The organism is Bradyrhizobium semiaridum, assembly GCF_020329505.1.
Taxonomy (GTDB): Bacteria; Pseudomonadota; Alphaproteobacteria; order Rhizobiales; family Xanthobacteraceae; genus Bradyrhizobium; species Bradyrhizobium semiaridum.
Genome location: NZ_JAGKJJ010000018.1, coordinates 19,246 through 44,317 on the forward strand (window position 1 = coordinate 19,246; position 25,072 = coordinate 44,317).

18 protein-coding genes and 1 pseudogene are annotated in these 25,072 nt (G+C 63.9%); 10 read left to right on the forward strand and 9 right to left on the reverse strand.

Annotation, left to right across the window (positions count from 1 at the left end; all coding sequences use genetic code 11):
- Window positions 1-54: 54 nt before the first annotated feature.
- The 3 genes from J6500_RS20430 to J6500_RS20440 are packed head-to-tail and all read left to right on the forward strand — an operon-like array spanning window position 55 to window position 3,527.
- Window positions 55-1,056: a DNA-methyltransferase gene (locus J6500_RS20430; RefSeq protein ID WP_225714488.1), complete on the forward strand. Its 1,002-nt coding sequence runs from the start codon at window positions 55-57 to the stop codon at window positions 1,054-1,056.
- Between the two features lie 6 nt (window positions 1,057-1,062).
- On the forward strand, window positions 1,063-2,922 hold the full coding sequence (locus J6500_RS20435) for an AAA family ATPase (protein ID WP_225714489.1): 1,860 nt from the start codon (window positions 1,063-1,065) through the stop codon (window positions 2,920-2,922).
- Window positions 2,919-3,527 (forward strand): HNH endonuclease family protein, encoded by a 609-nt coding sequence (locus tag J6500_RS20440; protein ID WP_225714490.1) that lies wholly within the window; start codon window positions 2,919-2,921, stop codon window positions 3,525-3,527. The genes J6500_RS20435 and J6500_RS20440 overlap by 4 nt, the downstream gene beginning before the upstream one ends.
- A 727-nt stretch (window positions 3,528-4,254) precedes the next feature.
- Here J6500_RS20440 and J6500_RS20445 read toward each other — a convergent pair.
- The 4 genes from J6500_RS20445 to J6500_RS20460 all read right to left on the reverse strand — a co-directional run bounded on the left by J6500_RS20445 (window position 4,255) and on the right by J6500_RS20460 (window position 9,895).
- Window positions 4,255-4,500 carry a hypothetical protein gene (locus tag J6500_RS20445; RefSeq protein WP_225714491.1) on the reverse strand — a complete coding sequence of 82 codons (246 nt, stop codon included), beginning with the start codon at window positions 4,498-4,500 and terminating at the stop codon, window positions 4,255-4,257.
- 143 nt (window positions 4,501-4,643) lie between these two features.
- Window positions 4,644-4,916, reverse strand: a complete 273-nt coding sequence (locus J6500_RS20450) for a hypothetical protein (RefSeq protein ID WP_225714492.1) — start codon at window positions 4,914-4,916, stop codon at window positions 4,644-4,646.
- Between the two features lie 415 nt (window positions 4,917-5,331).
- Complete coding sequence (locus J6500_RS20455) at window positions 5,332-7,764, reverse strand: adenylate/guanylate cyclase domain-containing protein (RefSeq protein WP_225714493.1); 2,433 nt, start codon at window positions 7,762-7,764, stop codon at window positions 5,332-5,334.
- A 112-nt stretch (window positions 7,765-7,876) separates the two neighbouring features.
- Window positions 7,877-9,895: an AsmA family protein gene (locus J6500_RS20460; RefSeq protein WP_225714494.1), complete on the reverse strand. Its 2,019-nt coding sequence runs from the start codon at window positions 9,893-9,895 to the stop codon at window positions 7,877-7,879.
- Between the two features lie 223 nt (window positions 9,896-10,118).
- Between J6500_RS20460 and J6500_RS20465 the strand changes: the two genes are divergently transcribed.
- Complete coding sequence (locus J6500_RS20465; RefSeq protein ID WP_225714495.1) at window positions 10,119-10,793, forward strand: Crp/Fnr family transcriptional regulator; 675 nt, start codon at window positions 10,119-10,121, stop codon at window positions 10,791-10,793.
- A 242-nt stretch (window positions 10,794-11,035) separates the two neighbouring features.
- On the opposite strand, the gene J6500_RS20470 is transcribed toward J6500_RS20465, so the two are convergent.
- From J6500_RS20470 to J6500_RS20485, 4 genes are all read right to left on the reverse strand, one after another.
- Window positions 11,036-14,167 (reverse strand): efflux RND transporter permease subunit, encoded by a 3,132-nt coding sequence (locus tag J6500_RS20470; RefSeq protein ID WP_225714496.1) that lies wholly within the window; start codon window positions 14,165-14,167, stop codon window positions 11,036-11,038.
- A 12-nt stretch (window positions 14,168-14,179) separates the two neighbouring features.
- The gene (locus J6500_RS20475) at window positions 14,180-15,097 is read right to left on the reverse strand and encodes an efflux RND transporter periplasmic adaptor subunit (RefSeq protein WP_225714497.1); all 918 of its coding nucleotides are present in this window, start codon (window positions 15,095-15,097) and stop codon (window positions 14,180-14,182) included.
- Window positions 15,098-15,309: 212 nt separating this feature from the next.
- The gene (locus tag J6500_RS20480) at window positions 15,310-15,960 is read right to left on the reverse strand and encodes an OmpA family protein (RefSeq protein ID WP_225714498.1); all 651 of its coding nucleotides are present in this window, start codon (window positions 15,958-15,960) and stop codon (window positions 15,310-15,312) included.
- A gap of 142 nt (window positions 15,961-16,102) precedes the next feature.
- Entirely contained in the window at window positions 16,103-17,650 is a 1,548-nt protein-coding gene (locus J6500_RS20485; protein WP_225714499.1) for a caspase family protein, read from the reverse strand.
- A gap of 384 nt (window positions 17,651-18,034) precedes the next feature.
- Here J6500_RS20485 and J6500_RS20490 point away from each other — a divergent pair, with 384 nt between their 5' ends.
- Both J6500_RS20490 and J6500_RS20495 read left to right on the forward strand, forming a co-directional pair.
- The gene (locus J6500_RS20490; RefSeq protein WP_225714500.1) at window positions 18,035-18,841 is read left to right on the forward strand and encodes an N-acyl homoserine lactonase family protein; all 807 of its coding nucleotides are present in this window, start codon (window positions 18,035-18,037) and stop codon (window positions 18,839-18,841) included.
- 14 nt (window positions 18,842-18,855) lie between these two features.
- Window positions 18,856-19,764 (forward strand): annotated as a pseudogene (locus J6500_RS20495) (NAD(P)-dependent oxidoreductase); the annotation flags it as partial.
- Between the two features lie 195 nt (window positions 19,765-19,959).
- On the opposite strand, the gene J6500_RS20500 reads toward J6500_RS20495, so the two are convergent.
- A complete protein-coding gene (locus tag J6500_RS20500; protein ID WP_376707833.1) occupies window positions 19,960-20,520 on the reverse strand; it encodes a MarR family winged helix-turn-helix transcriptional regulator in 561 nt (186 codons plus the stop codon).
- A gap of 148 nt (window positions 20,521-20,668) precedes the next feature.
- On the opposite strand from J6500_RS20500, the gene J6500_RS20505 reads away from it, so the two are divergent.
- The 4 genes from J6500_RS20505 (at window position 20,669) to hmgA (ending at window position 25,066) form a co-directional block, all read left to right on the forward strand.
- Window positions 20,669-22,294, forward strand: coding sequence for an FAD-dependent oxidoreductase (locus J6500_RS20505; protein WP_225714502.1), 1,626 nt, complete (start codon window positions 20,669-20,671; stop codon window positions 22,292-22,294).
- A 9-nt stretch (window positions 22,295-22,303) separates the two neighbouring features.
- A complete protein-coding gene (locus J6500_RS20510) occupies window positions 22,304-22,543 on the forward strand; it encodes a DUF2783 domain-containing protein (protein WP_225714503.1) in 240 nt (79 codons plus the stop codon).
- A 217-nt stretch (window positions 22,544-22,760) separates the two neighbouring features.
- The gene (locus tag J6500_RS20515; RefSeq protein WP_225714504.1) at window positions 22,761-23,717 is read left to right on the forward strand and encodes an MBL fold metallo-hydrolase; all 957 of its coding nucleotides are present in this window, start codon (window positions 22,761-22,763) and stop codon (window positions 23,715-23,717) included.
- Window positions 23,718-23,719: 2 nt separating this feature from the next.
- On the forward strand, window positions 23,720-25,066 hold the full coding sequence (gene hmgA, locus J6500_RS20520) for a homogentisate 1,2-dioxygenase (RefSeq protein ID WP_225714505.1): 1,347 nt from the start codon (window positions 23,720-23,722) through the stop codon (window positions 25,064-25,066).
- Window positions 25,067-25,072: the final 6 nt, after the last annotated feature.

Below are 25,072 nucleotides of genomic sequence, written 5' to 3' on the forward strand. Positions count from 1 at the left end.
CGCAAATCTCTGGTTTAGTAGCTAAAAATCGATTCGATGGGGAAGCTCACTAGCATGACACGTTCCGGCTCGGCGAAATTCACGGTCATAGAGAACAACTCTCTACGACCGGTGACCAAAGCCAATCAGGCGATGCACCCCCAGATTGTATCGGAGGAGATATTTACGTCTGACGAAATTCGCAAGCTGGCTTATTACGCAGACGAGACCACCATTATTCTTCACGCCGACGTACGAGAGGGTGTCAAAACGCTGGCGGAGGCAGGGATCGTCGCTAATTGCATAGTCACTTCCCCCCCATTTTACGGTCAGCGCGACTACAAAATTAAGCACCAGATTGGTCTTGAGGATCATCCTTCAGAGTATATCGAAGCGCTGATTGGGGCCTTCGACAACATGAGCACTGTGCTCGCCGAAAATGGAAGCCTCTGGATAAATATCGGCGACACCTATTGGAGTGGAAAAGGCGAGCACAAAAGCTCCGAGGCAAAGCAATCGGCGCGTCGTTTTGGAGTGAGACCGCAAGACCGGAAAGGCGATGGTAAGTGGTGCGTTCCAAAACAGCTCTTGCTGATCCCCCATCGCCTTGCAATCGGCTTGCAAGAGAAGGGCTGGTTGGTTCGCAATGACAACGTTTGGGTAAAGCCCAATCCGATACCAGATCAGGTTCGAGATCGATGCTCGGTATCTCATGAGTACGTCTTTCATTTCGTGAAAGAGCGCTGGTACTATTTTGATAAGAACGCAGTTGGTCGGACAACTGATTCAGGCTCTGTGCTGCCTCCGCTCGACACTTGGGAAGTTCCTCCCGTGCGCAATGGGCAGTCCACTCAACACAAGGCGAGATTTTCCGAAGAACTCGTTCGAATTCCGGTCCTCACCACTACCCCGCCGCGTGGAGTTGTTTTGGACCCGTTTGCTGGTAGCGGAACTGCACTGCAATTTGCGCTGAGGCACGGCTTCCGCTGCATCGGAATCGATGCGAAGAAAGAGTACTGCCAACTAATGGTAGAAATGGTCAAAAAGCTCACTGAAGATGATCAGCCTGTTGAATAACGAGATATGTACCTAGCTGCGCAAACCGTTGTCTCCGCTATTCGCTCCCTCAAAGCGCAGACACATCCGTTTGTCGGAATAACCTTCCTCGCATGTAAAGAGCATGGGCTCAAAGTTGGAGGCACAGAGCAACTTAGCCTCGACACGTTGACGAGAAATCACCTTGGCAGGCATCACGTCCTTGATCGTCATAGCAGTTACTATTTTCAACCGTTCAAAAGCCAAGCTTACTGGGTCGTCCCAAGATACCCATCTACGGGACTGCAGACGGTAAACACACAAACGTTCAACGATGTGTTTATTCATCCACGAGGGACGTCTAAGTGGGGTTTCGTTAAAGACTACGTCGACAAAGTTAAGAGCAAGCTTCGCGAGATAAACTTCGCGGATAGAATCGGCATCGATGCGTTGGCCGTTTGGATTTACAAAGGCAGGGATGTTGGTGACCTAGCCGATATCGACGATATAGTCGCTCTCTTTGCCAATGAATTTCAAATTACGGAAGAAGAGCGCCGCGAGCTATTTTCAGAGAGATGGCTTACGCCGTCTTTGTTATTGCCGGGCTTCTCCGAAGATCCCCTTATCGTTACAGATGTTGCGAAGGAATTTCCAGCGCCACCCGATGCAGAATTGGAGATTGCAAAATCGCTCTCATTCATGCGGCTGACTAACGTCGGTCCTGCGTCAAATATGTCGATTTCGTTTGGCGAACGACTAACGCTTATCACAGGCGACAATGGGCTCGGAAAGTCCTTTCTACTAGATTTTGCTTGGTGGGCAGCAACTGGGGCTTGGCCCGAACGACCGATATTGCCTTCAATGCGTGGAGACGAAGAGGCGACCGTCGAATATTCGTTCCGAGCTTCATCGGGACGAGCGCTTGCCGCCAAGCGGGAATTCGATCCGCGAACCTTCTCTTGGGGGCAGCCCGAGCAAGGACATGTGACTGAAGCGCTCGCTGTATTTTCGCGTGCGGATGGCTCATTCGCCCTGTTCGATCCATTGCGAAAGAGATTTCAGGGCTACACAACGACGAATATCCTATCGGCATATGAGGTTTGGAACGGGAAGCCCGGCGTGATCGAAGGCCTGCTTCGCGACTGGCCCCGCTGGCAGTCGTCTCCAGACAGAATAGCCTTCGACAGGTATGCTGCGGTTCTTAGGCGACTCTCGCCAGAGGACCTCGGAGTATTGTCGCCTGGTCAGAGTGTACGCATCCCGGGGGACCCCCGCGATATTCCGACTGTCCAGCACCGCTACGGAACAGTGCCCGTTACTCAGGCCTCCTCAGGCGTGCAACGCGTCCTTTTGCTCGCGTATCTGATCATCTGGTCTTGGCAGGAGCACGAACTTGCTGCTTCGCAATTGGATGAGTTGCCTCTTCGTCGGATGCTCGTGATTGTTGACGAGCTTGAAGCTCATTTGCATCCGAAGTGGCAACGCATTGTATTGCCGGCATTGATGAGTGTTGGAGGCTTCCTAAGCGCTGATCTCGCAATGCAAATGATCTCAGCTACGCACTCGCCCATGATTCTGGCATCGGTAGAAACTCATTTTAGCAACGAGACGGATACACTTTACCATCTTTTCGGAGAAGGCGCAGAGGTGAAGCTAGAGGAGGTGCCCTTTGTTAAGTACGGAGATGTGTCGGGGTGGCTGACGTCGCCATTGTTTGGCCTCCGGCATGCAAGGTCGCGTGAAGCCGAGCAGGCCATTGAGGATGCTAAGGCACTACAGCAGCAGGAAACCCCAAGTGTGACGGCTGTGGTAGAGGTGTCGGCAAGATTGAAGATGCATTTGGCTGATGATGATAAATTCTGGCCCCGGTGGCTCTATTTTGCCGACAAGCATGGGGTCGAACTTTGATAAGAGTTGCTGCGAAGCTGGAATATCCCGATTTTGATGCTCAGGTCCGTCAGCCAGGAGCGGCATACCTACGCACTTGTCCGACTCCGAACTCCGAACAATTTCGTAAGAAGAACTTTTGGTCGCGCGCGGCAAAAGAACTGCACGCTGCGTACTCAGGAATTTGTGCCTACACTTCTATGTACCTGCCGGAACAAGGGTCTGTCGACCATTTCGTCCCTAAAACTATCAACCCGGCTCTGGCTTACGAATGGAATAACTTTCGGCTGGCCAGTGGGCGCGTCAACAGTGCGAAAGGCAATCAGACCCATATCATCGATCCGTTCCTCGTCGACAACGATTGGTTTCATCTTGACCTTCCTAGTTGCCTTTTAAGAGCAAATCCCGACTTGGATGTGGCACTTAGAGTCCGCATCAACGGCACGATAAATTCTTTGCGGCTGAACGCTGACGATTTTTATGTTCAGGAACGCTGTAACATCTTGATTGAACTTGCGAGGGGAGAGATTAGCTTGGGTTTCCTCGAGCGACGGTATCCGTTTTTGGCCAAAGAAGTCGCCCGTCAGAATGTCGGTGCTCAACTAACTCAGCTTTTCTGCATTTGACGGCCGATCGCCATCCCGCGACGGGAGGACAACCGACGTTCGGCAAATTGATATGCAGTGTGTAAACTCGTTAGGAGATGGGCGCGTGGCTCAAACTTCAATCGAAGTAGATATCCTCTTTTGCTTTCTACCGCTGTACTCGCCTGACGTTCTCCTCGGCGAAACTGCCGAATCGCTCGTACTGATGAATCGACCTCAGTTCGTCTCGCCCGATAGTCACCTTCACTTACGATTTTCGTAATTTTCCTTGACTCCACCCCAACTCACCTGTACAACTTCCCCCGTCCCGCCCGGCAAGAGGGGCGTTTCGCGAGCGTCACGGACGTGCGGCGGGATGCGATGGACGCTTGGCGGCGCGAGGACGATGCGCGGCCGTCGGCGTACGGCGAAATCGTGTGGTTCTGGCGCCCCAGTGGCAGGTGCCCAGTCAGCGAAGCGCGAATGCGGTTCGCTGGCGGCGGTGACAACAAGGCCTGGTCTCACCGGGAAGAGCACGTATAAGCCGTCAAACCGTCGCGCAGGGAAGGCCGGATGTTTCCGGTTGAACCTGTGGCCCTACCTCCCGTGCTTCCTATTTTGCACGGGACCCACGGGTGCGATCGGCACCCGGCCTTCCCTGCGCCCTCTCGCTTCTGACGAGGGCGAGACGATCGCACAGCTCGGGCGCTTCGCGCCGCGATGATGCGAACGCGCGTCTCCCTTGAAAATCTGCTGTTTGAAATTCGAATCAGGGGCGCTTCGCGCGGCGCGCGGGCTTCGGTTCGGTTGCGGGTAGGGGTTTGGGGGCCGGGTGGTTCGCTGCCTCGGCGTCTCTTGCCTCGCGGAGCGCGCGCAGGCGCTCCATGTTCTTGCGCACGGCGATCTTGTCGCGCTCGACCTCGGCCATCACGCGCGCGCCTTCCTCGGCCGCAAGCCGCTGGCGGTCCGCTCTTGCGAGGCTGCCGGGCGACGGAGTGGGAGGCGTCTTGGCCATGGCGTCCTTTTGCGGTGCGTCATATCGACAACGCGGAAGTCGTGAAAACGTTGCTGTTGCAGCGCGTCGAAGCCCGCTCGACCTTCCGATCGAGCGGGCCGCGCCGTCCGCATGCACGGGTGCTGCGCGCTGCGCGCGCCGCGTCAGAAGAAGTTGACGCAGCCGCAGCCGTAGAACTGGATGCTCGGGTCGTGGATCTTCAGGCAGCGGAATTCGCGCGGCAGCTGGCCGCAGCCACTGCCGCAGGCGTCGTCGTCGCCGCCGATGTGGTGGCAGGCGGCGGTCTCGATCGGACGATCGCTCGGGAAATCCGGCATTGCCGCGCGCAGCACCTTGACGCGGTCCTCCAACGTCGCGGGCTCGACATACTTCTTGCCCTTGTCGTCGCGGATGAAGAAGCCGTTGGGAAACCGCACGTCGCCGAGACTGACCGCCTTCAGGGCCTAGTTGGCCGGATGATAGCGGTCGCGGGCTTCCTCGGCGGTCATGAAGGTGATGCCGTTGCGCACGATAGCCAAGCCTCCGTTGCAGGGGTGCGCGGATGCTATCAGGCACGTCCGGCTTGTTGTGTGAAGCGGTTCACGGTGGACAGAATGCCGCGCTCTGCTCTCAACTTGCTCGGTGTCGTCGCCGGGCCTGTGCGCAATTACGTACATGCACCGGGCGATCCAGTATCCCAGAGACCGTCGTTATTGAGCCGATAGGCCGCGGCGTACTGGGTCGCCCGGTCGAGCCGGGCGACAACACCGGTGGATAGGGGCAAAGCTTCACACCCTCTCAAGGTGACGGGACGAGAGCGCCGCGACGACCAAATGAAAAGGTGCCTCGCCGCTACTCCGCCGCTGTTGCTTCCGCTGCCGGCTCGCCCTTCCAGCGCAGGATCTCCGCCGCAAGAACCGGGTGGTTGAAGCCCTTCACGGTGAGGTCGTCGATCGGGCGGCCCTCGACGAAGGGCTCGACGATGCCGTAGACGCGGCGGCTGACCACGATCTGGTTGGGCTTGGCCTCGCCGCAGAGGCGGGAGGCGAGGTTGGTGACGCTGCCGATCGCGGCGTATTCCAGCCGCTGCTCGAAGCCGACCTGGCCGAGCGTGGCGTAGCCGACCGCAATGCCGATGCCGAAGCCGAGGCTGTGCCCGCGGTTGCGCCAGCGCTCGGTGAGCGGGCCGATCACCTCGCGCATCTCGACCGCCATCTGCACGGCGCGCGCGGTGTGATCCTTGAGCAGGATCGGCGCGTTGAACAGGATCATCACGCCGTCGCCGGCATATTTGTCGAGCGTGCCTTCGTACTTGAAGATCAGCTTTCCGAGCGCGGCGTGATACTCGCGCAGCACGTTCATCGCCTCTTCCGGCTCGGTCGCCTCGGTGAACGCCGTGAAGCCGCGCAGGTCGCAGAACACCACCGTCACCTCGCGGCGGTGGCTGTCGAGCAGGCCCTCGGGATTGTCCGACGAGGCGATCAGCTGCGCCACCTGCGGGGCCAGGAAACGCTCCAGCCGGCGGGTGCGCTCGAGCTCGCCGAGCTGGGTCTCGACCCGCTGCTCCAGCGACCTGTTCCAGTCCTTGAGCTGCTCGGTCTGCTCGCGCAGCTTGTCGGCCTGCTCGCGCACGATGCTGTTGGCTTGTTCCAGCGCGTGGCTCTTCTGATCGACTTCGGTGAACAGCCGCGCGTTGCGCATCGCCAGCACCGCCTGGTGCGCGAACGTCTTCATCAGGCCGATCAGGCCGGCGGGGAAATCGCCGGCCGCCTTGCGCAGCACCACAAGCGCGCCGAGCACGCCCTGCTGGTCGACCAGCGGCACCACCAGCACCGAGCGGAAGCCGGCGCCGACCACGACATCGCGCAGCGGATGCGCGGGGCTGTTGGCGAGATCGGGGATACCGAGCGGCTCGCCATTCGCGGCGGCCTCGCCGAGCGGGCTGCCGCTCGCCTCGATGGCGCGGTGGCGGCCTTCGGCCTCGCCGTCGATGCCGATCGAGTGCGTCAGGTCAAAGCTGCGGCGCGCGGCGTCGTAGCCATAGATCAGCACGGCGTCGGCATGGGTGATCTCGAGCGCGCGGGCGGCGACCGTCGGCAGCACCGCGTTGAGGTCGAGCGAGGAGGCCACCGCGCGGCCGACCTCCTCGAGCACCTTCAGCTCGTTGATCGATTGCGCGAGGTCGCGGGTGCGCTCTTTCACCTTGGCCTCGAGGCCGGAATAGGTTTCCGCGAGCTGGCCGGCCATGCTGTTGAATTGCTCCGCGAGTTCTTCCAGCTCGTCCGATGTCTTGACCTCGATACGATGGTCGAAATCGCCGGCGCCGAGCCGCCGCGCGCCGGTGTTGAGCGCGGTGATCGGCACCAGCATGCGCCGCGCCAGGATCGTGCCGGCGATGATCGCGACGACGAGGCCGAGCGCCATCAAGAGTGCGATGCGCACCAGCTGGTCGCGGATCGGCGAGAGCGCCTGCGCGATCGGCTGCTCGTAGAACACCGACCAGCCGAGACTCGGCACCGCGCTCGCGGTGGTCAGCACCGCATGGCCATCGCCGTCGGTGCCGGAGGCGACGTTCGCGCCCGGCGAGGCGAGCCGCGCCGCGACCTGCGGCAGCGCGGAGAGATCTTTTCCGATCTCGGGCCCGCGCGACGAGGCCGCCAGCACCCGGCCCTTGCCGTCGACGACAAAGGCGTGCGCGAGGCGGCCGACCTGGGAGTCGCCGAAATAGCTGCCGAGGAAGCGCAGATCGATCTCGGCCACGGTGACACCGGCATTGACGCCGGAATGCTGCTCGCCGATCGACAGATACGGCCGCGCGTCGCGGAAATAGGCCGGCGCGAACGCGGTGCCGTTTTTGATGGTTTCGGTGAACCTGATATCGCGCGAGAAGTCGGCGTTTGAGTTGAGCGTCGTGGTCTGGCGCGACAGCCGCAGCACCTCCCTCCCACTGCCGTTGATCAAGGTGAGCTGGTTCACCGCCGGCACCTGGCCGAGCAGCTGCGCGTAATCGGCGCGGCGCAGCTCGATGGTGTTGGAGGAGGCGCGGGTCACCCAGGAGATCTGGCGTTCGAGATCGGCGACCGCCTGCTCGATGCGCTTGGCGGTCGCGTCGGCCTTCTCGCCCATCGCGTCGGTGAGCGTGCTCTTGATGCCGCGATAGCTGATCCAGGTCTCGAGCGCGCCGTTGACGGTAAGCACGAACACGACGAGGCCGACCAGAGCGAGGACGTATTTGGCGAACAAGCCCCCGCGCAGGAACCAGACCTTGTTCTCAACCCCGTTCATCCAGCCTCGTCCGTGCCTGCCGATCAACCGGGTGCGCCGCAGCTGTTTAGCACGGATCGGCCGGCGAGGGCGGGTCCCGCGGCTCGCATGGTTAGCTGGGGATGTTGGCGTGTCAGCGGTTGAACAGCTGCCGCAGCACCTCGTTCATCGCCGGATTGTCCGGGGTGACGGTGTCGGCCGCGGGCGGATCGGCCGGCGCGGGCTTGCCGGCAGTGGGAGCGGGCGGTGCCATGCCGCGTCTCGGGCGCGGTGCGTTACTCTGGTTCAGGGTGGAGAGGCCCTGCTGCAGCAGACTGCCGATGGTCTCGCCGAGCTGCCCGCCGAGCGGGTTGCCCTGCGGGTTGCCCTGGCCCGCGTCGCCCGGCTGCGCGGTGCCGCCCAGCAGGTTGCCGAGGCCATTGAGTCCCTGGCTCAAGCCCTGGCCGTTCGGCCCGAACAGGCCCTTGCCCATCTCTTTGAGCTTGGCATAGGCGGCCTCCGGATTGTCCAGCATGCCCTGCATCTCCGGATAGATCCGCGGGGACATCCAGGGGCCCTCGACCATTACGGGGATGCCGAAGCCGACCGGATTGCCGGCGCGGCCTTGGCCCTCGGTCGTCATCACGAGCTGCGGCTCGACGCGGAACCCGATCTGCCGCGTGTTGAGGTCGACGGTGCCGACCCCGGTCATCTTCACCAGCGGGCCGATCAGGTTGAGATCGGTGGTGACGGCCTGGCCCTTGTCGAGCTTGAACGAGGCCGAGAGCTGGCTGAGATCGGTCGACAGCTCCTGGCTCTCCTGCCAGCCCGACAGGGTGCTTGCCGTGAGGCTCCGGATCATCTGCGCGACGTTGAGGCCGAGGATCTTGCCGTCCTGGAACACGGCGAGCGCGGTGCCGCCGAGATTGCCGACGATGGCGCGTTCGCTCGCCCCTTGCGAACGCAGCGAGATCTTCGCCTGCATCTTGCCGTCGAGCTTGTCGAATGCGGCGAGGTTCTTCAGCACCGGCAGCGCGCGCACGCCGGCGAGATCGAGTTGCAGCGCATAGGTCGGCTCGGCCGTGGTTGCGTCGATGCTGAGCTCACCATTGGCGGTTCCCTCATAGGCGCCGAGATCGGCGAGCCGAGCCTTCAGCACGCCGCTGTTCAGCGTCGCATCGATCGCGGCAGGTGCGAAGCGGCCGTCGCTGATCACGAGTTCCGCCGTCGAGATGCGCGCCTGGGCGTCGACGTAGTTCAGGGTGGTGAGATCGATCGAGGCATTGCTCCAGGTGTTGGTGCCCAATGCCTGCCCTGTCGTGTCGGGCCGGCTCGGTCCCGCGACCGCGATGCGCTGGAAATCGAGATCGAGCTTCACCAGCGGCTTGTTGCTGGCGAGGTCGACCGAGGCCCAGCCGGTGAAGCCGCCGTCGCCGACCGTGCCTGAGACGCCGTTGAACATCACGACCGTGCCGTTCAGCCGCACCTCGGCATTGGCCTTCAGCGCGGCAGGCAACAGGCCGGGCGCATCGATATCGATCTCGGCCGGCACGTTCTGGCGCTCCAGCGGCGGCGGAGGCGCGGTGGTGCGGATCTCGAGTTTCAGCGGCTGGTCGCCGGCGCGCGCATTGCCTGTGATGACAAGCTTGCGGTCGTTGCCGAACGTCGCATCAGCGGTGAGCGACTCGATCCGGCGTTCGACGCGGTCGCGGACATTGGTGAAGATGATGGTGCCGTCATTGATGCCGACATGCCGGATCGTGACGCCGGTGCCGGAGGCGGATTTCGCCGGCGGATTATGGTCGCGGGTGCGCTCGCGCTGCAGCGGCAGGTTGACCACGGGCCGCGTGATGACGAGGTCGGTGATGTCGGGCTTCCCCGACCAGAGGCTCGACAGCGTCAGCCCGGCCTCGACACTGTCGGCCGCGAAGCGGTTATTGGCCTCGCGCTCCGCCGGATCCTGCAGCACGACGCCGCGCAGCGTGACGCTAACCGTCGGCCACAGTGCGATGCTGGCACCGCCGTTGATCGCGAGTTTGTAGCCGGTCCCGCGTTCCACCCGCTCGGCGATGGCCGAGGTCAGGAACCCGGACGGAATCCCGATCAGGGCAAGCACCGCGATGACCACGACCACCGCGGCGATCGCGGCCCCGGCAAGTTTCAATGCTCTCATGTCGTCGTTCCAGGCCCGGCAGGCGGCGTCAGATCGGTTGCGTCGCGGGTGGGCGAAGCCGGCCAGGCGCGATTATCCTCGCAAACGGGACCTTGCACCAACGCCCGGAAAAATAATCCGGTCCCGGCATGAACTTATGTGATCCGTGACACACTTCCATGAGGGTGAATTTTGCTAACCGCGTGGCGGGGACTGCGCAGACATCGATTTGGAAGGCAGTACAATGAGCAAACAGGCCGAATTTGCGGTCATTTTGAAGATGAACCCCATGTTCGCGGACCTCGGTGCGGACGAATTGCAGCGGCTCTCAAATCTTTGCCATACCCAGCAGGTCGCAGCCGGCGAGATGCTGTTCCAGAAGGGCGATCCCGGCGATGCCTTGTTCGGGGTCCGCCGCGGCCAGATCCGGATCGAGACCGGCGCCTCCGACGGCAGCCGGCTGACGCTGAACTTCATGGGCCCCGGCGACCTATTCGGCGAGGTCGCGGTGCTCGACGGCCAGGACCGCACCGCGGACGCGACCGCGGCCGAGACGAGCGAATTGTTCGTGCTGCGGCGGGAGGATTTTCTTGCCTTCCTCGAACGCGAGCCGAAGGTCGCGGTGAAGCTGATCGAATTGCTGTGCCAGCGCATCCGCTGGCAAAGCGAGCGGATGGAAGAATCCGTGCTGCAGCCGCTGCCGGTGCGGCTGGCGCGGCGGCTATGCGCGCTGGCCGAGGATTTCGGCTCCGAGGTGCACATCTCGCAGGAGCAGCTCGGCGTGTTCGTCGGCGCGGCGCGCGAGAGCGTCAACCGCCAGCTACAGAGCTGGCGCAGGGACGGCATCGTCGACCTGCAACGCGGGCGCATCCTCCTGCACAACATGACCAAGCTGTCGGCGGTGGCGCGCAACGATTAAGCGTCACCTGCAACGCGCGCGGGAAAATTGAATCGCTTCGCGGGCCGCGCTTCGCTTGCGTATGCAATGCGCAGCTGATGCACAAAAGACTTGCTTGCCGGAACCAGTCCGGATCGCTTTGATCTGGACGCGGGTCCTTGGGGTGACACCCAGTCCTTGCTGGCCTCACGCCATCCACCTGCAAACCCCTGCGGTCCTTCCCGTTGACCGCAGGGGTTTTGATTTTCCGGGTATCGCCGCCGTCACTCGGCCGCGGGCGACAGTCCCTTCGGCGGCTTCTGGTCTTGCGCGTTCGGGCTCAGCTCGTGGTCGGCGTGGGAGACCACGAGCCGCTTGCCGAAGCGCCAGAACAGGCTGCCGATATCGTCCATCACCATGAACATCGCCGGCACGAACACCAGCGACAGCACCGTCGAGAACAGCAGGCCGCCGATCACTGCGAGCGCCATCGGTGAACGGAACTCGCCGCCGGCGCCGAATGCCAGCGCCGAGGGCATCATGCCGGCGACCATCGCGATCGTGGTCATCACGATCGGTCGCGCGCGCTTCATGCCGGCGTCGATCATCGCATCCTCGCGCGTCTTACCGTCGCGGATCGCCTCGATGGCGAACTCCACCAGCATGATGGCGTTCTTGGTGACGATGCCCATCAGCATCAAGATGCCGATCCACACCGGCGTGGTGAGCTGCTTGCCAGTGAGCAGCAGCGCGATGATCGCGCCGCCGATCGACAGCGGCAGCGAAAACAGGATGGTGATCGGCTGCAGGAAGGTGCCGAACAGCAGCACCAGCACCGCATAGACCATCATCAGGCCGGCGGTGATGGCGGTGGCGAAGCCGTCGGACAATTCGTTGAGGCTCTCGGCGTCGCCTGATGGTGAGACCTTCACGCCCTTGGGCAGGCCCTTCATCACGGGCAGGTCGTAGATCAGCCTGGTGGCATCGCCGAGCGCCGCGGTGCCGACGAGGTCGGCGGCGACCGTGGCCTGCCGCTCGCGATCGTAGCGGTTGATGCTGGTCGGGCCCTGGTCGAGCTGGATATCGGCGATCACCGACAGAGGCACGCCGCCGCGCTCGCCGCGCTGGCCGAGCGGCACGCGCAGCTGTTCCAGCATCTGCAGGTCGCTGCGCGCGCTGTCCTCGAGCTGGACGCGGATCGGCACCTGGCGGTCGCCGGCGTCGAACTTCGCCAGCGCCGGGCCGACATCGCCGATCGTCGCGACGCGGATCGTCTGCGACAGGCTCTCGGTCGAGACGCCGAGCCGTGCGGCCAGCTCCGCCCGCGGGCGGATGCGCAGCTCGGGCCGGTCGAGCGCTGTCTCCGAGATCACGTTGGCAATGATCGGAATCCGCTTCATCTGCGTCGCCAGCTCGCTGGCGACATTGTTGACGATGTTGCTGTCGGTGCCGGTGACGACCAGCGAGATCGCGCGCAGGCCGTTCTCGTCGAGGAACCAGAACCTGATGTCGGGGACGTTCTCGAGCTCCCTGCCGATCGAGAGTTCGAGCGCGCGCTGGGTAATCTTGCGGTCCGCCTTCGGCGTGTAGTTGATGATCAGCGCGGCGCGGCGCACCTCCTGCGTGCCGGGCGGCACGCGGCCGCCGTCGACGAACACGCTGCGGACCTCGGGCCGCTTGCGCAGCCGCGTCACGATCTCTTCGGTGACCTTCTCGGTATAGGCCAGCTGCGATCCGGGCGGCAGCTCCATCGCCAGCAGCGAGCGCGCGGTGTCCTGCGCCGGCAGGAAGCCCTGCGGCAGCAGCGTGATACTCCAGATCGAGGCGGCGAACACCGCAAAGCCGATCAGCACGGTGATGAAGTAGTGCTTCACCGACCAGGCGACCAGGCTGTGATAGTTGCGCAGGATGAAGCCGGGCGGCGGCTCATCATGGTCATGGTGCTTGAGAAAATAGGCAGCCAGCATCGGCGTCACGAAGCGGGCGGCGAGCAGCGAGAAGAACACCTGCACCGACACGGTGATGCCGAACTGCTTGAAGAACTGCCCGGCGATGCCGGACATGAAGCTTGCCGGTGCGAAGATCGCGATGATGGTCAGCGAGATCGCGATCACCGCAAGGCCGATCTCGTCGGCCGCCTCGAGTGCGGCACGGTAAGGCGATTTGCCCATCCGCATGTGGCGGACGATGTTCTCGATCTCGACGATGGCGTCGTCGACCAGGATGCCGGTCGACAGCGTGATGGCAAGGAAGGAGACGAGGTTGAGCGAGAAGCCGAGCAGGTCCATCGCCCAGAACGCCGGGAAGATCGACAGCGGCAGCGAGACTGCCGCGATGATCGTCGCCCTGAAGTCGCGCAGGAACAGCAGCACGATGATGACGGCGAGGATCGCGCCCTCGAACAAGGTCGAGATCGCCGCTTCGTAATTGCCCTTGGTGAATTCGACCGAGGTGTCGATCAGCTTGAGGTCGACGTCCGGATAGGCCGCTTTCAGCGCCTCGATGCGCTTCTGCACAGCAGCGGCGACCACGACGTCGCTGGCGCCCTTGGAGCGCTTGATGCCCAGCGCCACCACCGGCTCGCCGTTGAAGCGGGCGAAGGTGCGGCGGTCGGCGATGGTGTCGGTGACGGTGCCGAGATCGTCGAGCCGCACCTCGCCGCCGCCGAACAGCGGGATCATTGTGCCGGCGAGCTCGTTCAGCGTCTTGGCGCCGGCCAGGGTGCGGATCGCCTGGTCGTTCTTGCCGATCTCGGCGCGGCCGCCGGCGACGTCGACATTGGTACCGCGCAAGATCTGGCTGACATTGACCGCGGTGAGCCCCACCGCCTGCAGCTTGTCCGGATCGAGCGAGACCAGGATCTCGCGCTCGACGCCGCCGATGCGCTCGACCTGGGCGACGCCGCGCACGCCCTGCAACGCGCGCTTGACCACGTCGTCGACGAAATAAGAGAGCTGTTCCGGCGTCTTGCCGGGCGAGATCGCGGCGTAGGTGACGATCGGCAGGCCGATCACGTCGACGCGCTGGATCAAGGGCTCGGTGACGTTTTGCGGCAGGTTGGCGCGCACACGGGTGACTGCGTCCTTGACGTCGTTCAGCGCGCGGTCGGTGTTGGTCTCCAGCGCGAACTGGATCGTGGTGACCGACAGGCCGTCGGTGATCGACGACGAAATGTGACGCACGCCTTCAACGCCGGAGACGCCGTCCTCGATGGTCTTGGTAACCTGCGATTCAAGCTCCGACGGCGCGGCGCCGAACTGCGAGACCACGACCGAGATCACCGGGATGTCGGCGCTCGGCAGCCGCGTCACCGCGAGCTTGGTGAAGGAGGTCCAGCCCAGCGCCAAGAGGATGATGGAGAAAACGATCGAGGGCAGCGGGTTCCGGATCGACCATGCCGAGATGTTCAAAGCCATTGGTGTGTCCGATTACCGTGACCGGGTGCGATCGAGTTCGTCGGCGAACATGGTCCTGATCTGGTCGCCGTCATGCAGCGAGGTGCCAGCATCGGCCACGACGATTTCGCCGACATCGAGGCCTTCAAGGATTTCGGTCGAGGTTTCCGAGGTCAGCCCGACGCGAACGCGGCGGGTCTCGACCGTGTTGCCCTTTACGACCTGCAAGGTCAGGCGGTCGATCGCGGTGCGCGGCACGGCGACGCCGCAGGAGCGCTTGGCATCGATATTGGCGCGCGCGAACATGCCGACCTTCAGCGTCGGATTGTTGTTCAGGGAGATGCGGACATGCCCGAGCTGGGTAGTGCGGTCGATCTGCGGCGAGATCTGGCGCACCTTGCCGACCATGTCGGGCGCATCGTCGCGGCTGATCCGCACCGTGGCGCCGGGATTGAGTTTTAAAAGCTGGAAGCCGGGCACCTCGGCGTCGAGCTCGATCTCGTTGTTGATCGAGATCTTGAACATCGGCGGCGCCTGCGGCGAAGCCGGCGCGCCGGCCGCAGTGCGCACTTCGGTAATGAGGCCGGCTGCGGGGGCGCGCAGCGAGATCGGCTTGGCGTTGCCCTGTGCGGCCTGTTGCGGCGGCGGCGTGAGCCGCGCCAGCTCCTGGTTCTCGGTGACGGTGTCGCCCTCGCGGACCAGCACGTCGGTGACCTTGGAGCCCTCCTGGTCGACATTCACCTGTGCCTCGCGGCGCGGCACGATGAAGCCGGTGACGCGGACCATGTCGGAGAAGCAGGCATTGGTTGATTTCGTCACCACCACCAGCGCCTGGCCCGGCGTCTCCTTCGGCTCGGGATGCGAGCGATGCTCGAACGCGTAATAGGCGACGACGACGCCGACAAAGAACACCGTGCCGAGCGCCGGCTTGAGGTATTGGGAAATGTTCATCGCCGGATCAACCAAGTGCCTGGCACGTCATGCGCTACTCTCGAACCTCATCCGCTCGCCGTTTGACCGCTTGAGCGCTACCTAGTTTTGGTCCTTTAGACGCCCTTCCGGGTTGCTCTCGAACCACGCCAAAAGCAAATGCGTCCCGCAGGGTGCGGAACGCATTGTAACCTCAAAGAAAGCCGGCCCGCCACGCCCATCACGCCGCGCCATTATTTGGACGCGGCGGCCTTGTTTTCCATGTTCACGACCTGCACGCGGCGGTTCACTTCCGCCAGTGGATGACCGGGGTCCTTCAGCTTGCTCTTGCCGTAGCCGACGGTGACGAGATCAGCGCCGTTGATGCCGTATTTGTCGACCAGATAACGCTTGATGGCATCGGCGCGGCGCTCGGAGAGGCCCTGATTGTAGTCCTCGCCGCCGGCGGCATCGGTATGGCCGGCGACCACGAAGGTCGAGCCCTTCAGATCGGGATTGACCAGCGCGCGGCCGAGCGCCTGCACCGAGGCCAGCGATTTTGCGCTGATATCGGCCGAGTTGTAGTCGAAGTTGATCTCGAGATCGATCTTGGGCTTGTCCTGGACGATGGTCGCGATCTCCTCGCGTTCGGCCGAGGACAGCGAACGCGTGGCGCGGCCGCGGACGCTCTGCACGAACTTGGCCTGCTCGGCGCTCAGTCCGGGCGAGGTCTGCGGGCCGGCCGACAGGCCGCGGGTCAACGGCTTCTTCTCCGGCGTCAGCGCCCTCAGGATCTGGTCTTCGGTAACGTTATCGCCGGCGCGAGCCGCCACCGTTCCGAGTGACAGCGCGGTGCCCACGGTCACGATCGACAGCATCGCTGCCGGTGCGGACGGCTTCAACATGTCGGTCCCTCCTTGCGCTTGCCGCGCGGTGCATCAAACCAATCAGATCGATCGCCGGCGTCGGCCGGGATACACTCCTGGTTTGTCGCCTGATTTTATCCGTGGTTCGAGGCCGGTCGCGGGCCGGCGCCCGATTTTATCGTCACTGCACGCCGTACTCGGCGAATTCCTTCACGATGTTCGGATCCATCGCCTTGGCATTGGCGATGTCGAGATCGCCCTCCGCGATCGCGCCGTTGCGCTTCTTGGCGAGGCCGCGCCCGTACAGCGAGGAGGTCAGTCGCGGGTTGATCTTCAAGGCCGCGTCGAAATCGGCGATGGCGTTCTTGTTCTGGCCGCTCTTCAGGTTCATCAGCCCGCGGCTGTCGAGCGCATCGACGAAATTCGGCCGCAGCCGCAGTGCCTCGTTGCAATCCTTCAGCGCCGCCGGCAGGTCGCCGATCACGGTGCGGACCCAGCAGCGGTTGTTGTAGGCCTCGACGTCCTTCGGGTTCAACCGCAGCGAATTGGTGAAATCCTTGACCGCGAGCTCATAGGCACCCTTGCTGGCATAGACCTGGCCGCGGCGGTACAGCGCCGCCGCATCGTCGGGGTTCTTATCCAGCTTTTCGCTCAGGCCCTTGATGGTCGGATCGTCGGCCAGCGCGGCGGTGGTCGGATTGGGTTGCGACGGCGCAGTCTGGATCACCGTCGGCGCGGAAGGCGGCGGTGGCGGCAGGGTGATCTCGGCCGGCTTCTGCGACGGCGCGGGTGGGGCCGGAGGCGGCGTCGCGGCTGTCGCAGTCTGGGTCGGAGGTGCCGGAGGCGGTGTCGGCGCCGTTGCGGTCTGCGCGGGCGACGTCGGTGCGGTCGCGGTCTGAACCGGCGGCGCTGGGGGCGGTGGCGGCGGCGTCGCGGCGGCTTCCGCAACTGCGGCATTCTCCGGCTGCGGCGTGCCGCCGCCCGGGCTGAAGGAGAAATCCTCGGCCAGCGAGGACGAGATCCACGGCACTTGCTCCTGGCGCGAGGCGCGGGTGACGCCGACCCGGGTGCGGTTCAGCGTCTCCTCGGCCATCAGGTCGGGGGTGCGGATCTCCTTCAAGAGTTCCCGCACGAACAGGCTGTGGTCGCTGCCATTGTCGGAGACCACCGACGACAGCGCGGCCGAATACATCACCAATGTTCCATTGGGCGCGATGACCGGGGCAAGGCCGGCGGAGAAGCTGCGGAAGCGGCGCTCGAACGGGTTGCGGCGGGAGGCGTCGATCAGCGCGATCTTGACTCCGGCGCCGCGGCTGTTGATCTCGCCGAGCACGGTCTCGAGGCTGAAGCCGTCGCGGCGCACGTCGGCTTCGGCCCAGATCTGGGCGTCGACCGGGATCATGTAGCTCTGCCGATTCGACTGGATGCCGTAGCCGGAGAAGAAGATCAGTGCGACCGCGCCGGGCTTGATCTTGCTATAGAGCTTGTCGAAGGCGCGGCGCATGCCGTCGCCGGTCAGGTTCTCGCCGACCTCGACGGTGAAGCCGCCGCGCTTGAGCTCGTCGGCAACGTCGCGCGCGTCGTTGATCGGCTCCTTCAGCGGCGCATCGGCGTCGGGATATTTGGCGTTGCCGATCACCAGCGCAAAGCGATCGCCGGCAGCGACGGACGCCGCGGGCAACGCGATCGAAAAAATCAGCGTGGCAAGCAATGCAAGGCGGATTCTCATGATCGCGGCAATCCAGATCGCGGCATTCCAAATGAAATGGCGCCGATCCCAGCCCGCGCCCCGGCGACCTTATCCCACGGAAAATCCATTATCAAACCACCGCAAAAGCCCGTCAACGGCCTGGAGTATCGTCGCGAATTGCGACAATTGATCGCGATGCGGCGAGATCGCGTTGTCGCCGTCACGCGCGTCCGCCTCACCTGCATGGTTCAGGTTCCGGCAGGCCCAAAATGTGACCGCTCTCACGATGGCTGGGCGGCCCTGGCATGCGCCCGGCGCCGTCGTGCGCGTTTGACCTTTGCGCGCGGCGATGGCTTTGTGTCGGACGGCAGGTCACGCCAAGCAAGCCGCGCCAAACAAGCTTTGCACACAAGAGCGAAACCGATGGGAAACGCCTACGAGATCTATGCCCTGCGCTATGCGACGATGTCGCCGCGCACCCCCCACATGAATTTCTTGGTGCCCGATCCGCATGACGGCGCCGCGCAGGACCTCGATTATTTCGTCTGGCTGGTCCGCGGCCGCGGCCGCGACATCCTGGTCGACACCGGCTTCAACGCCGAGGAGGCGGCGGCGCGCGCCCGCAAGCTGACGCTCAATCCGGTCGATGCGCTGGCCCGCTTCGGGGTCAGCGCCGACGCGATCCGCGACGTCATCGTCACTCACTTGCACTACGACCATGCCGGCAACCTCGACCGCTTCCCGAACGCCCGCTTCCATCTGCAGGAGCGCGAGATGAGCTACGCCACCGGCCGCTGCATGTGCAACGGCATGCTGCGGCATCCGTTCTCGGTCGAACATGTCACGCAGATGGTGCGTCACGTCTATGGCGAGCGCGTCACCTTCCATTCCGGCGACGGCGAGGTCGCGCCGGGAATCACCGTGCATCGCGTCGGCGGCCATTCCGACGGCCTGCAGGTGGTGCGGGTCGAGACCGCGCGCGGCCCGGTCGTGCTCGCCTCCGACGCCGCGCATTACTACGCGAACCTGCAGAAGCGCAGCCCATTCCCGATCGTCTACAATGTCGGCGACATGGCGCAGGGCTGGGAAACGGTCGAGCGGCTCGCCGGCCATCCCGACCGCTTCATCCCCGGCCACGATCCGATCGTCAGCGAGATCTATCCGCGCGCCAGCGACAAGGTCGACGCGTTCGCGCTGCATCTGGCGCCGTCGCGCTCGTTCGCGAAGTAGCGGCCCGATCCAAGAAAGAAACGTCAAGAAGAAGCAGCGATATGACCAATACCAAGACTCTCGGCTTCATCGGCCTCGGCGTGATGGGCGAGCCGATCTGCCGCAATCTCGTCAAGAAGAGCGGCAAGCGCGTCGTCGCGTTCGACCTTGCGGCCGAGCCGCTGCAGCGGTTGCGCGCCGACGGCGCCGAGGCGGCGGCTTCGGTCGCCGATGTCATCAGGCAGAGCGATCTGGTGTTCCTGTGCCTGCCCAGCGCCAAGCATGTCCGCGCGGTGTTCGAGGGCGACGGCATCTTGCAGAACATCAGGGGCGGCCAAGTCGTGGTCGATCTCGGTACCTCCTCGGTCAGCCAGACCCGCGACTTCGCCGCCCAATTGCAGGCCAAGGGCGCGGCCTGGGCCGATGCGCCGATCGCGCGGACGCGGCAGGCGGCGCAGGACGGCACGCTCAGCGTGATGGTCGGCGCGGCGCCTTCGCTCTATGCCGCGATCGAGCCCTTGATCCGCTGCTTTGCCACCGACGTCACCAATTGCGGCGACGTCGGCGCCGGGCAGGTGACCAAGATCCTCAACAACATGGTCCTGTTCGAGACCGTGAACGCGTTGGCGGAAGCCGTCGCGGTAGCGAAGCACAACGGCGTCGATCCGAAGCTGCTGCTGGAAACGCTCTCGAAGGGCTCGGCCGACAGCTTTGCGCTGCGCAATCACGGCCTGAAGGCGATCGTGCCCGGCGTGTTTCCGGAGCGCGCATTCTCGACCGACTATGCGCTGAAGGATCTGTCTTACGCGCTGGAGCTGGCGGCCGCCGCCGGCATCAGGATCCGCGGCGCCGAACTGATCGGCACGATCCTGCAGGAGGCGATCGACAAGGGATCGAAGGACAATTATTTCCCCGTGATCGCGAAGCATATCGATAAAGCGTGACTCTCTCCGCCGTCATTGCGATGCATTCGTTGACGCAGGTAACCAACCACAGCGTCGTCCCGACGAAGGCCGGGACCCATTACCACCGATGCTGCTCACTACGCCGTGTCGGAACGACGAATTGCGCTTGCAACGTCGCGCGCGGAGTATGGGTCCCGGCCTTCGTCGGGACGACGATTGGGGTGACAGCGAGGCCTAATACGCGTCCTTCGCGTCCGCCTCTTCGCTGGTCTGCACCAGCTCGAGGCTCTGCTCGACCTTGCCGAGCAGGCGGCCGAGGTCGCGGCGCTCCTGGGCGGTGAGGCAGGAGAGGATCTCCTGCTCCTTGCGCAGCAGGCGCGGGATCAGCTCTTCATAGAGGGCCTGGCCCTTCTTGGTCAGCTGCAGGCGGAATTCGCGGCGGTCGACCTCATTCTCGACGCGCTCCACGATCTCGCGCTCCATTAGCGCCGAGACGGCGCGGCTGATGGTGGATTTATGGGTGCGGGTGCAATGCGCGATGTATTGCGCGCTGCAGGCGTCGTTGCGGAAGCCGAGCGTCGCCAGCACGCGCCATTCCGGAATATCGAGACCATAGCGTGCCTGATATTCGCTCGACAGCGCCGACGACACCTCGGCCGCCAGCCGGTTCAGGCGGAACGGCACGAAGTGAAAGAGATCGAGGCGCTTCTTCCTCGCCGCGGCATCGTCGCGCAGCTCCGCGTCCACCGCGCCGCGTGGTCGCAGCGGAGGCTGGCCAGCAGAAGTCCTTGCCAAGAATCTCTCCAATTTGAGTTGACGGCGAGCCCGACTGGGAGTTTAAGATAGTTGCATGTGAGACTAATTTAGCAAGGTCGCGGTCCGGCCGCAAGCCGGTCACACGGAATAAGAGACCAGCGCTCAAAGGAACATCCGGGGTCACGCGATGGCAAACGCCAATACGGCACAGGCCAGAACCCAGTTCGGCTATCGCCGCCATCCGGACCAGGACCGGACCGGCGCCAATATCGCGGAGCATGCCGTCGTCGTGGTCGGCGCCGGCCCTGTCGGTCTGTCGCTGGCGATCGATCTGGCGCAGCGCGGCCAGCGCGTGGTGCTGCTCGACGATGCCGACCGGATCGGCGAGGGCTCGCGCGCGATCTGCTTCTCGAAACGCTCGCTGGAATTCTGGGACCGCCTCGGCGTCGGCGACCGCATGGTCGACAAGGGTGTGGTGTGGAGCGTCGGCAAGATCTTTCACGGCGCCTCCCAACTCTATCAGTTCAATTTGCTGCCCGAGGAGGGCCACAAGCGCCCGGCCTTCATCAACCTGCAGCAATTCTATGCCGAGGCTTACCTCGTCGATCGGGTCGAGCAGTTGCCTGACATCGACCTGCGCTGGCGCAACAAGGTGATCGCGCTGGAGAGCCGCAACAATGGCGTCGCGCTGACCATCGCGACACCCGACGGCGCTTACCAGGTGCGCGCGGCTTTCGTGATCGCCTGCGACGGCGCACGCTCGTCGCTGCGGCAGATGGTCGGCGCTGATTTCGCCGGCCAAGTGTTCGAGGACCAGTTCCTGATCGCCGACGTCAAGATGACCGCGGCGTTTCCGACCGAGCGCTGGTTCTGGTTCGATCCGCCGTTCCACGCCGGGCGCTCGGCGCTGCTGCACAAGCAGCCGGACGACATCTGGCGCATCGATTTGCAGCTCAATCCGGATGCCGACCCGGCGGTGGAGAAGCGGCCGGAGAATGTCCGGCCGCGGATCGAGCGGATGCTCGGCCATGACAAGTTCGAGTTCGAATGGATTTCGCTCTATAAGTTCCAGTGCCGGCGGATGGCGAAGTTCATCCACGGCCGCGTGATCTTCGCCGGCGATTCCGCGCACCAGGTCTCGCCGTTCGGCGCGCGCGGCGCCAATTCCGGGCTCGAGGATGCCGAGAATCTGGCGTGGAAGCTCGACCGCGTGCTGCGCGGGCTCTCGCCGGAAGGCTTGCTGGAGAGCTATCACGTCGAACGCAGCGCGGCGGCGGACGAGAACATCCGCGAGTCGACGCGCTCGACCGATTTCATGGCCCCGGTGACGCGGCAGGAGGCGCGGCTGCGTCAGGCCGTGCTGTCGCTTGCCAGGGAGACCGAGTTTGGCAAGCGCATGGTCAATGGCGGGCGGCTGTCGGTGCCGTCAGTCTACGATACGCCGCTCTCGACCGGCGACGGTGATGACTGGCGCGGCGGCCCGCGGCCGGGTGCCTCGATGCCGGATGCGCCGGTGACGGAGCAGGGCAGTTCCACTTATCTGACCGACGTTTTCATCCGGCAGGGAACGCGCTTCACGCTGCTGGAGTTTGCCAATGGCGCAGCCACTGATGTGCCCGAAGGCGTCGGCACGATCCGGATCGGCGGCGAGAATGGCTTCGTGGATACGCAGGGCCTTGCCGGCAAGCGCTACGACGCCGAGCCGGGCACGGCATATCTGCTGCGGCCGGACGGCTATGTCGCGGCGCGCTTCCGCAAGGCGCAGCGGCCGGCGATCGATGCGGCGCTGGCGCGCGCATCCGGCGTGTACTGAGGTTTGGCCATGGTGCTATCGACCAGTTCGAACTTCGCACGGCCCGACGATGCCTTCCGCGCCGTCGTCGAGGCGCATCGCGGCTTGACGGACGCGCAGAGCGCCGACCTCGATGCCGCACTGGTTCTGGTGCTCGCCAACCACATCGGCGACATCGACGTGTTGCGCGAGGCGATCGCGCTGGCGAAGCGGCAGATGCTGGACACGAGTCAGCAACAGCAACAGCAGCAGCAGCAGCAGCAGCAATAAGTCGTCGACGGAGTCTGGATGAATCAAATCGTGCCGCGATCCCCGCCTCACCTCGCCCCGCTTGCGGGGAGAGGTCGGAGCGCATCGTCAGATGCGTTCCGGGTGAGGGGGAGTCTCCGCAGGCGCATCTGTCACCGTTCGTGCGGAGACAGACCCTCACCCCACCCTCTCCCGTAAGAACGGGGGAGTACGCTCTTGAACGAACAGGATTGAACTGATGGCCAAAGGTTTCGCTTCGACCACTGACCTCGCGGAGAAAAAAGTCACCTTCTCCGAGATCGGCACCGATCTCTACGCGTTCACCGCGGAAGGCGATCCCAACACCGCCGTGATCGTCGGCGACGACGGCTGCCTGGTGTTCGACGCGCAGGCGACGCCGGCGATGGCGAACAAGGTGATCGAGCGGGTCAAGACCGTCACCGACAAGCCGATCAAATATGTCGTGCTGTCGCATTATCATGCGGTGCGCGTGCTCGGCGCCTCCGCCTATCACGCGCAGGGCATCGTCGCCTCGCAGGAGACGCACCGGCTGATCCAGGAGCGTGGCCAGCAGGACTGGGATTCCGAGTACGGCCGCTTCCCGCGTCTGTTCCAGGATGCCGCCAGCATTCCCGGCCTGACCTGGCCGACGCTGACCTTCGAGGGCGAGATGTCGATCTATCTCGGCAAGCGCGAGGTGCGGCTGATGCAGCTCGGCGCCGGCCACACCTCCGGCGACATCGTCGCCTGGGTGCCGGATGCCGAGGTGATGTTCTCGGGTGACCTCATCGAATACCACTCGGCCTGCTATTGCGGCGACGCGCATTTGCGCGAATGGCCGATGACGCTGAACGAGATCCGCGCCTTCAATCCGAAGGCGATCGCGCCGGGTCGCGGCGACGCGCTGAAGGGCCTCGCCACGGGACGCGATGCGATCGCGATGACCCGTGACTTCGTCACCACGCTCTATGGCGCCGCCGAATCGTCCGTCGCCAAGGGCCGCACGCTGAAGGAATCGATGGCGGCGACGCGCGAGGTGATGGACCCGAAGTTCTCGAGCTTCGCGATCTATGAGCACTGCCTGCCGTTCAACGTCTCGCGCGCCTATGACGAGGCGTCCGGGATCGACGACCCCGTGATCTGGACCGACAAGCGCGACCAGGAGATGTGGGCCGCCCTGCAAGGAGGAGGATAGTCATGAACATCAACACCTCGCCTGATCAGATCGTGCGCGGCACCGCGCAGGTGACGCCGGGCTACATGTCCGGCTTCGGCAACAGCTTCGAGACCGAGGCGCTACCCGGCGCGCTGCCGATGGGCCGCAACTCGCCGCAGCGCTGTGCCTATGGGCTCTATGCCGAGCAATTGTCGGGTTCGCCGTTCACGGCGCCGCGCGGCACCAATGAGCGCTCCTGGCTCTACCGCATCCGGCCCTCGGTGCGGCACTCCGGCCGCTTTGCCAAGGCAGATAGCGGGCTATGGCGCACCGCGCCCTGCCATGAGTACGACATGCCGATCGCGCAACTGCGCTGGGACCCGGCGCCGATCCCGCAGGAGGACATGACCTTCCTGCAGGGCGTGCAGACCATGACCACGGCGGGCGATGCCAACACCCAGGCCGGCATGGCGGCGCATGTCTACCTGATCACCAAATCGATGGTCGACCAGCATTTCTACAATGCCGACGGCGAGATGCTGTTCGTGCTGCAGCAGGGCAATCTGCGCCTCGTCACCGAGTTCGGCCGCATCGATGCCGAGCCGGGCGAGATCGTGGTGATCCCGCGCGGCGTCAAGTTCCGCGTCGAGATTCCGAACGGCCCGGCGCGAGGTTATCTCTGCGAAAATTACGGCGGCGCCTTCACGCTGCCGGAGCGCGGCCCGATCGGTGCCAACTGCTTGGCCAATTCGCGCGATTTCCTGACGCCGGTCGCCAGCTACGAGGACAAGGACACGCCGAGCGAGCTCTACGTCAAATGGGGCGGCTCGCTGTTCAGGACCACGCTGCCGCATTCGCCGATCGACGTGGTCGCCTGGCACGGCAATTACGCGCCCTACAAATACGACCTGCGCACCTTCTCGCCGGTCGGCGCGATCGCGTTCGATCACCCCGATCCGTCGATCTTCACGGTGCTGACCTCGCCGTCGGAGACCGCCGGCACCGCCAACATCGACTTTGTGATCTTCCCGGAGCGCTGGATGGTGGCCGACAACACCTTCCGCCCGCCGTGGTACCACATGAACATCATGAGCGAGTTCATGGGCCTGATCTACGGCGTCTACGACGCCAAGCCGAAGGGCTTCGTGCCGGGAGGTATCAGCCTGCACAATTGCATGCTGCCGCACGGCCCGGACCGCGATGCCTTCGAGCACGCCAGCAACGGCGAGCTGAGGCCGGTGAAGCTGACCGGCACGATGGCCTTCATGTTCGAGACTCGCTTCCCGCAGCGCGTGACCCAGCATGCCGCGACGTCGCCGACGCTGCAGGATGATTACTCGGATTGCTGGAAGGGACTCGAAAAGAAGTTCGACCCGAACAAGCCGTGAATTTGT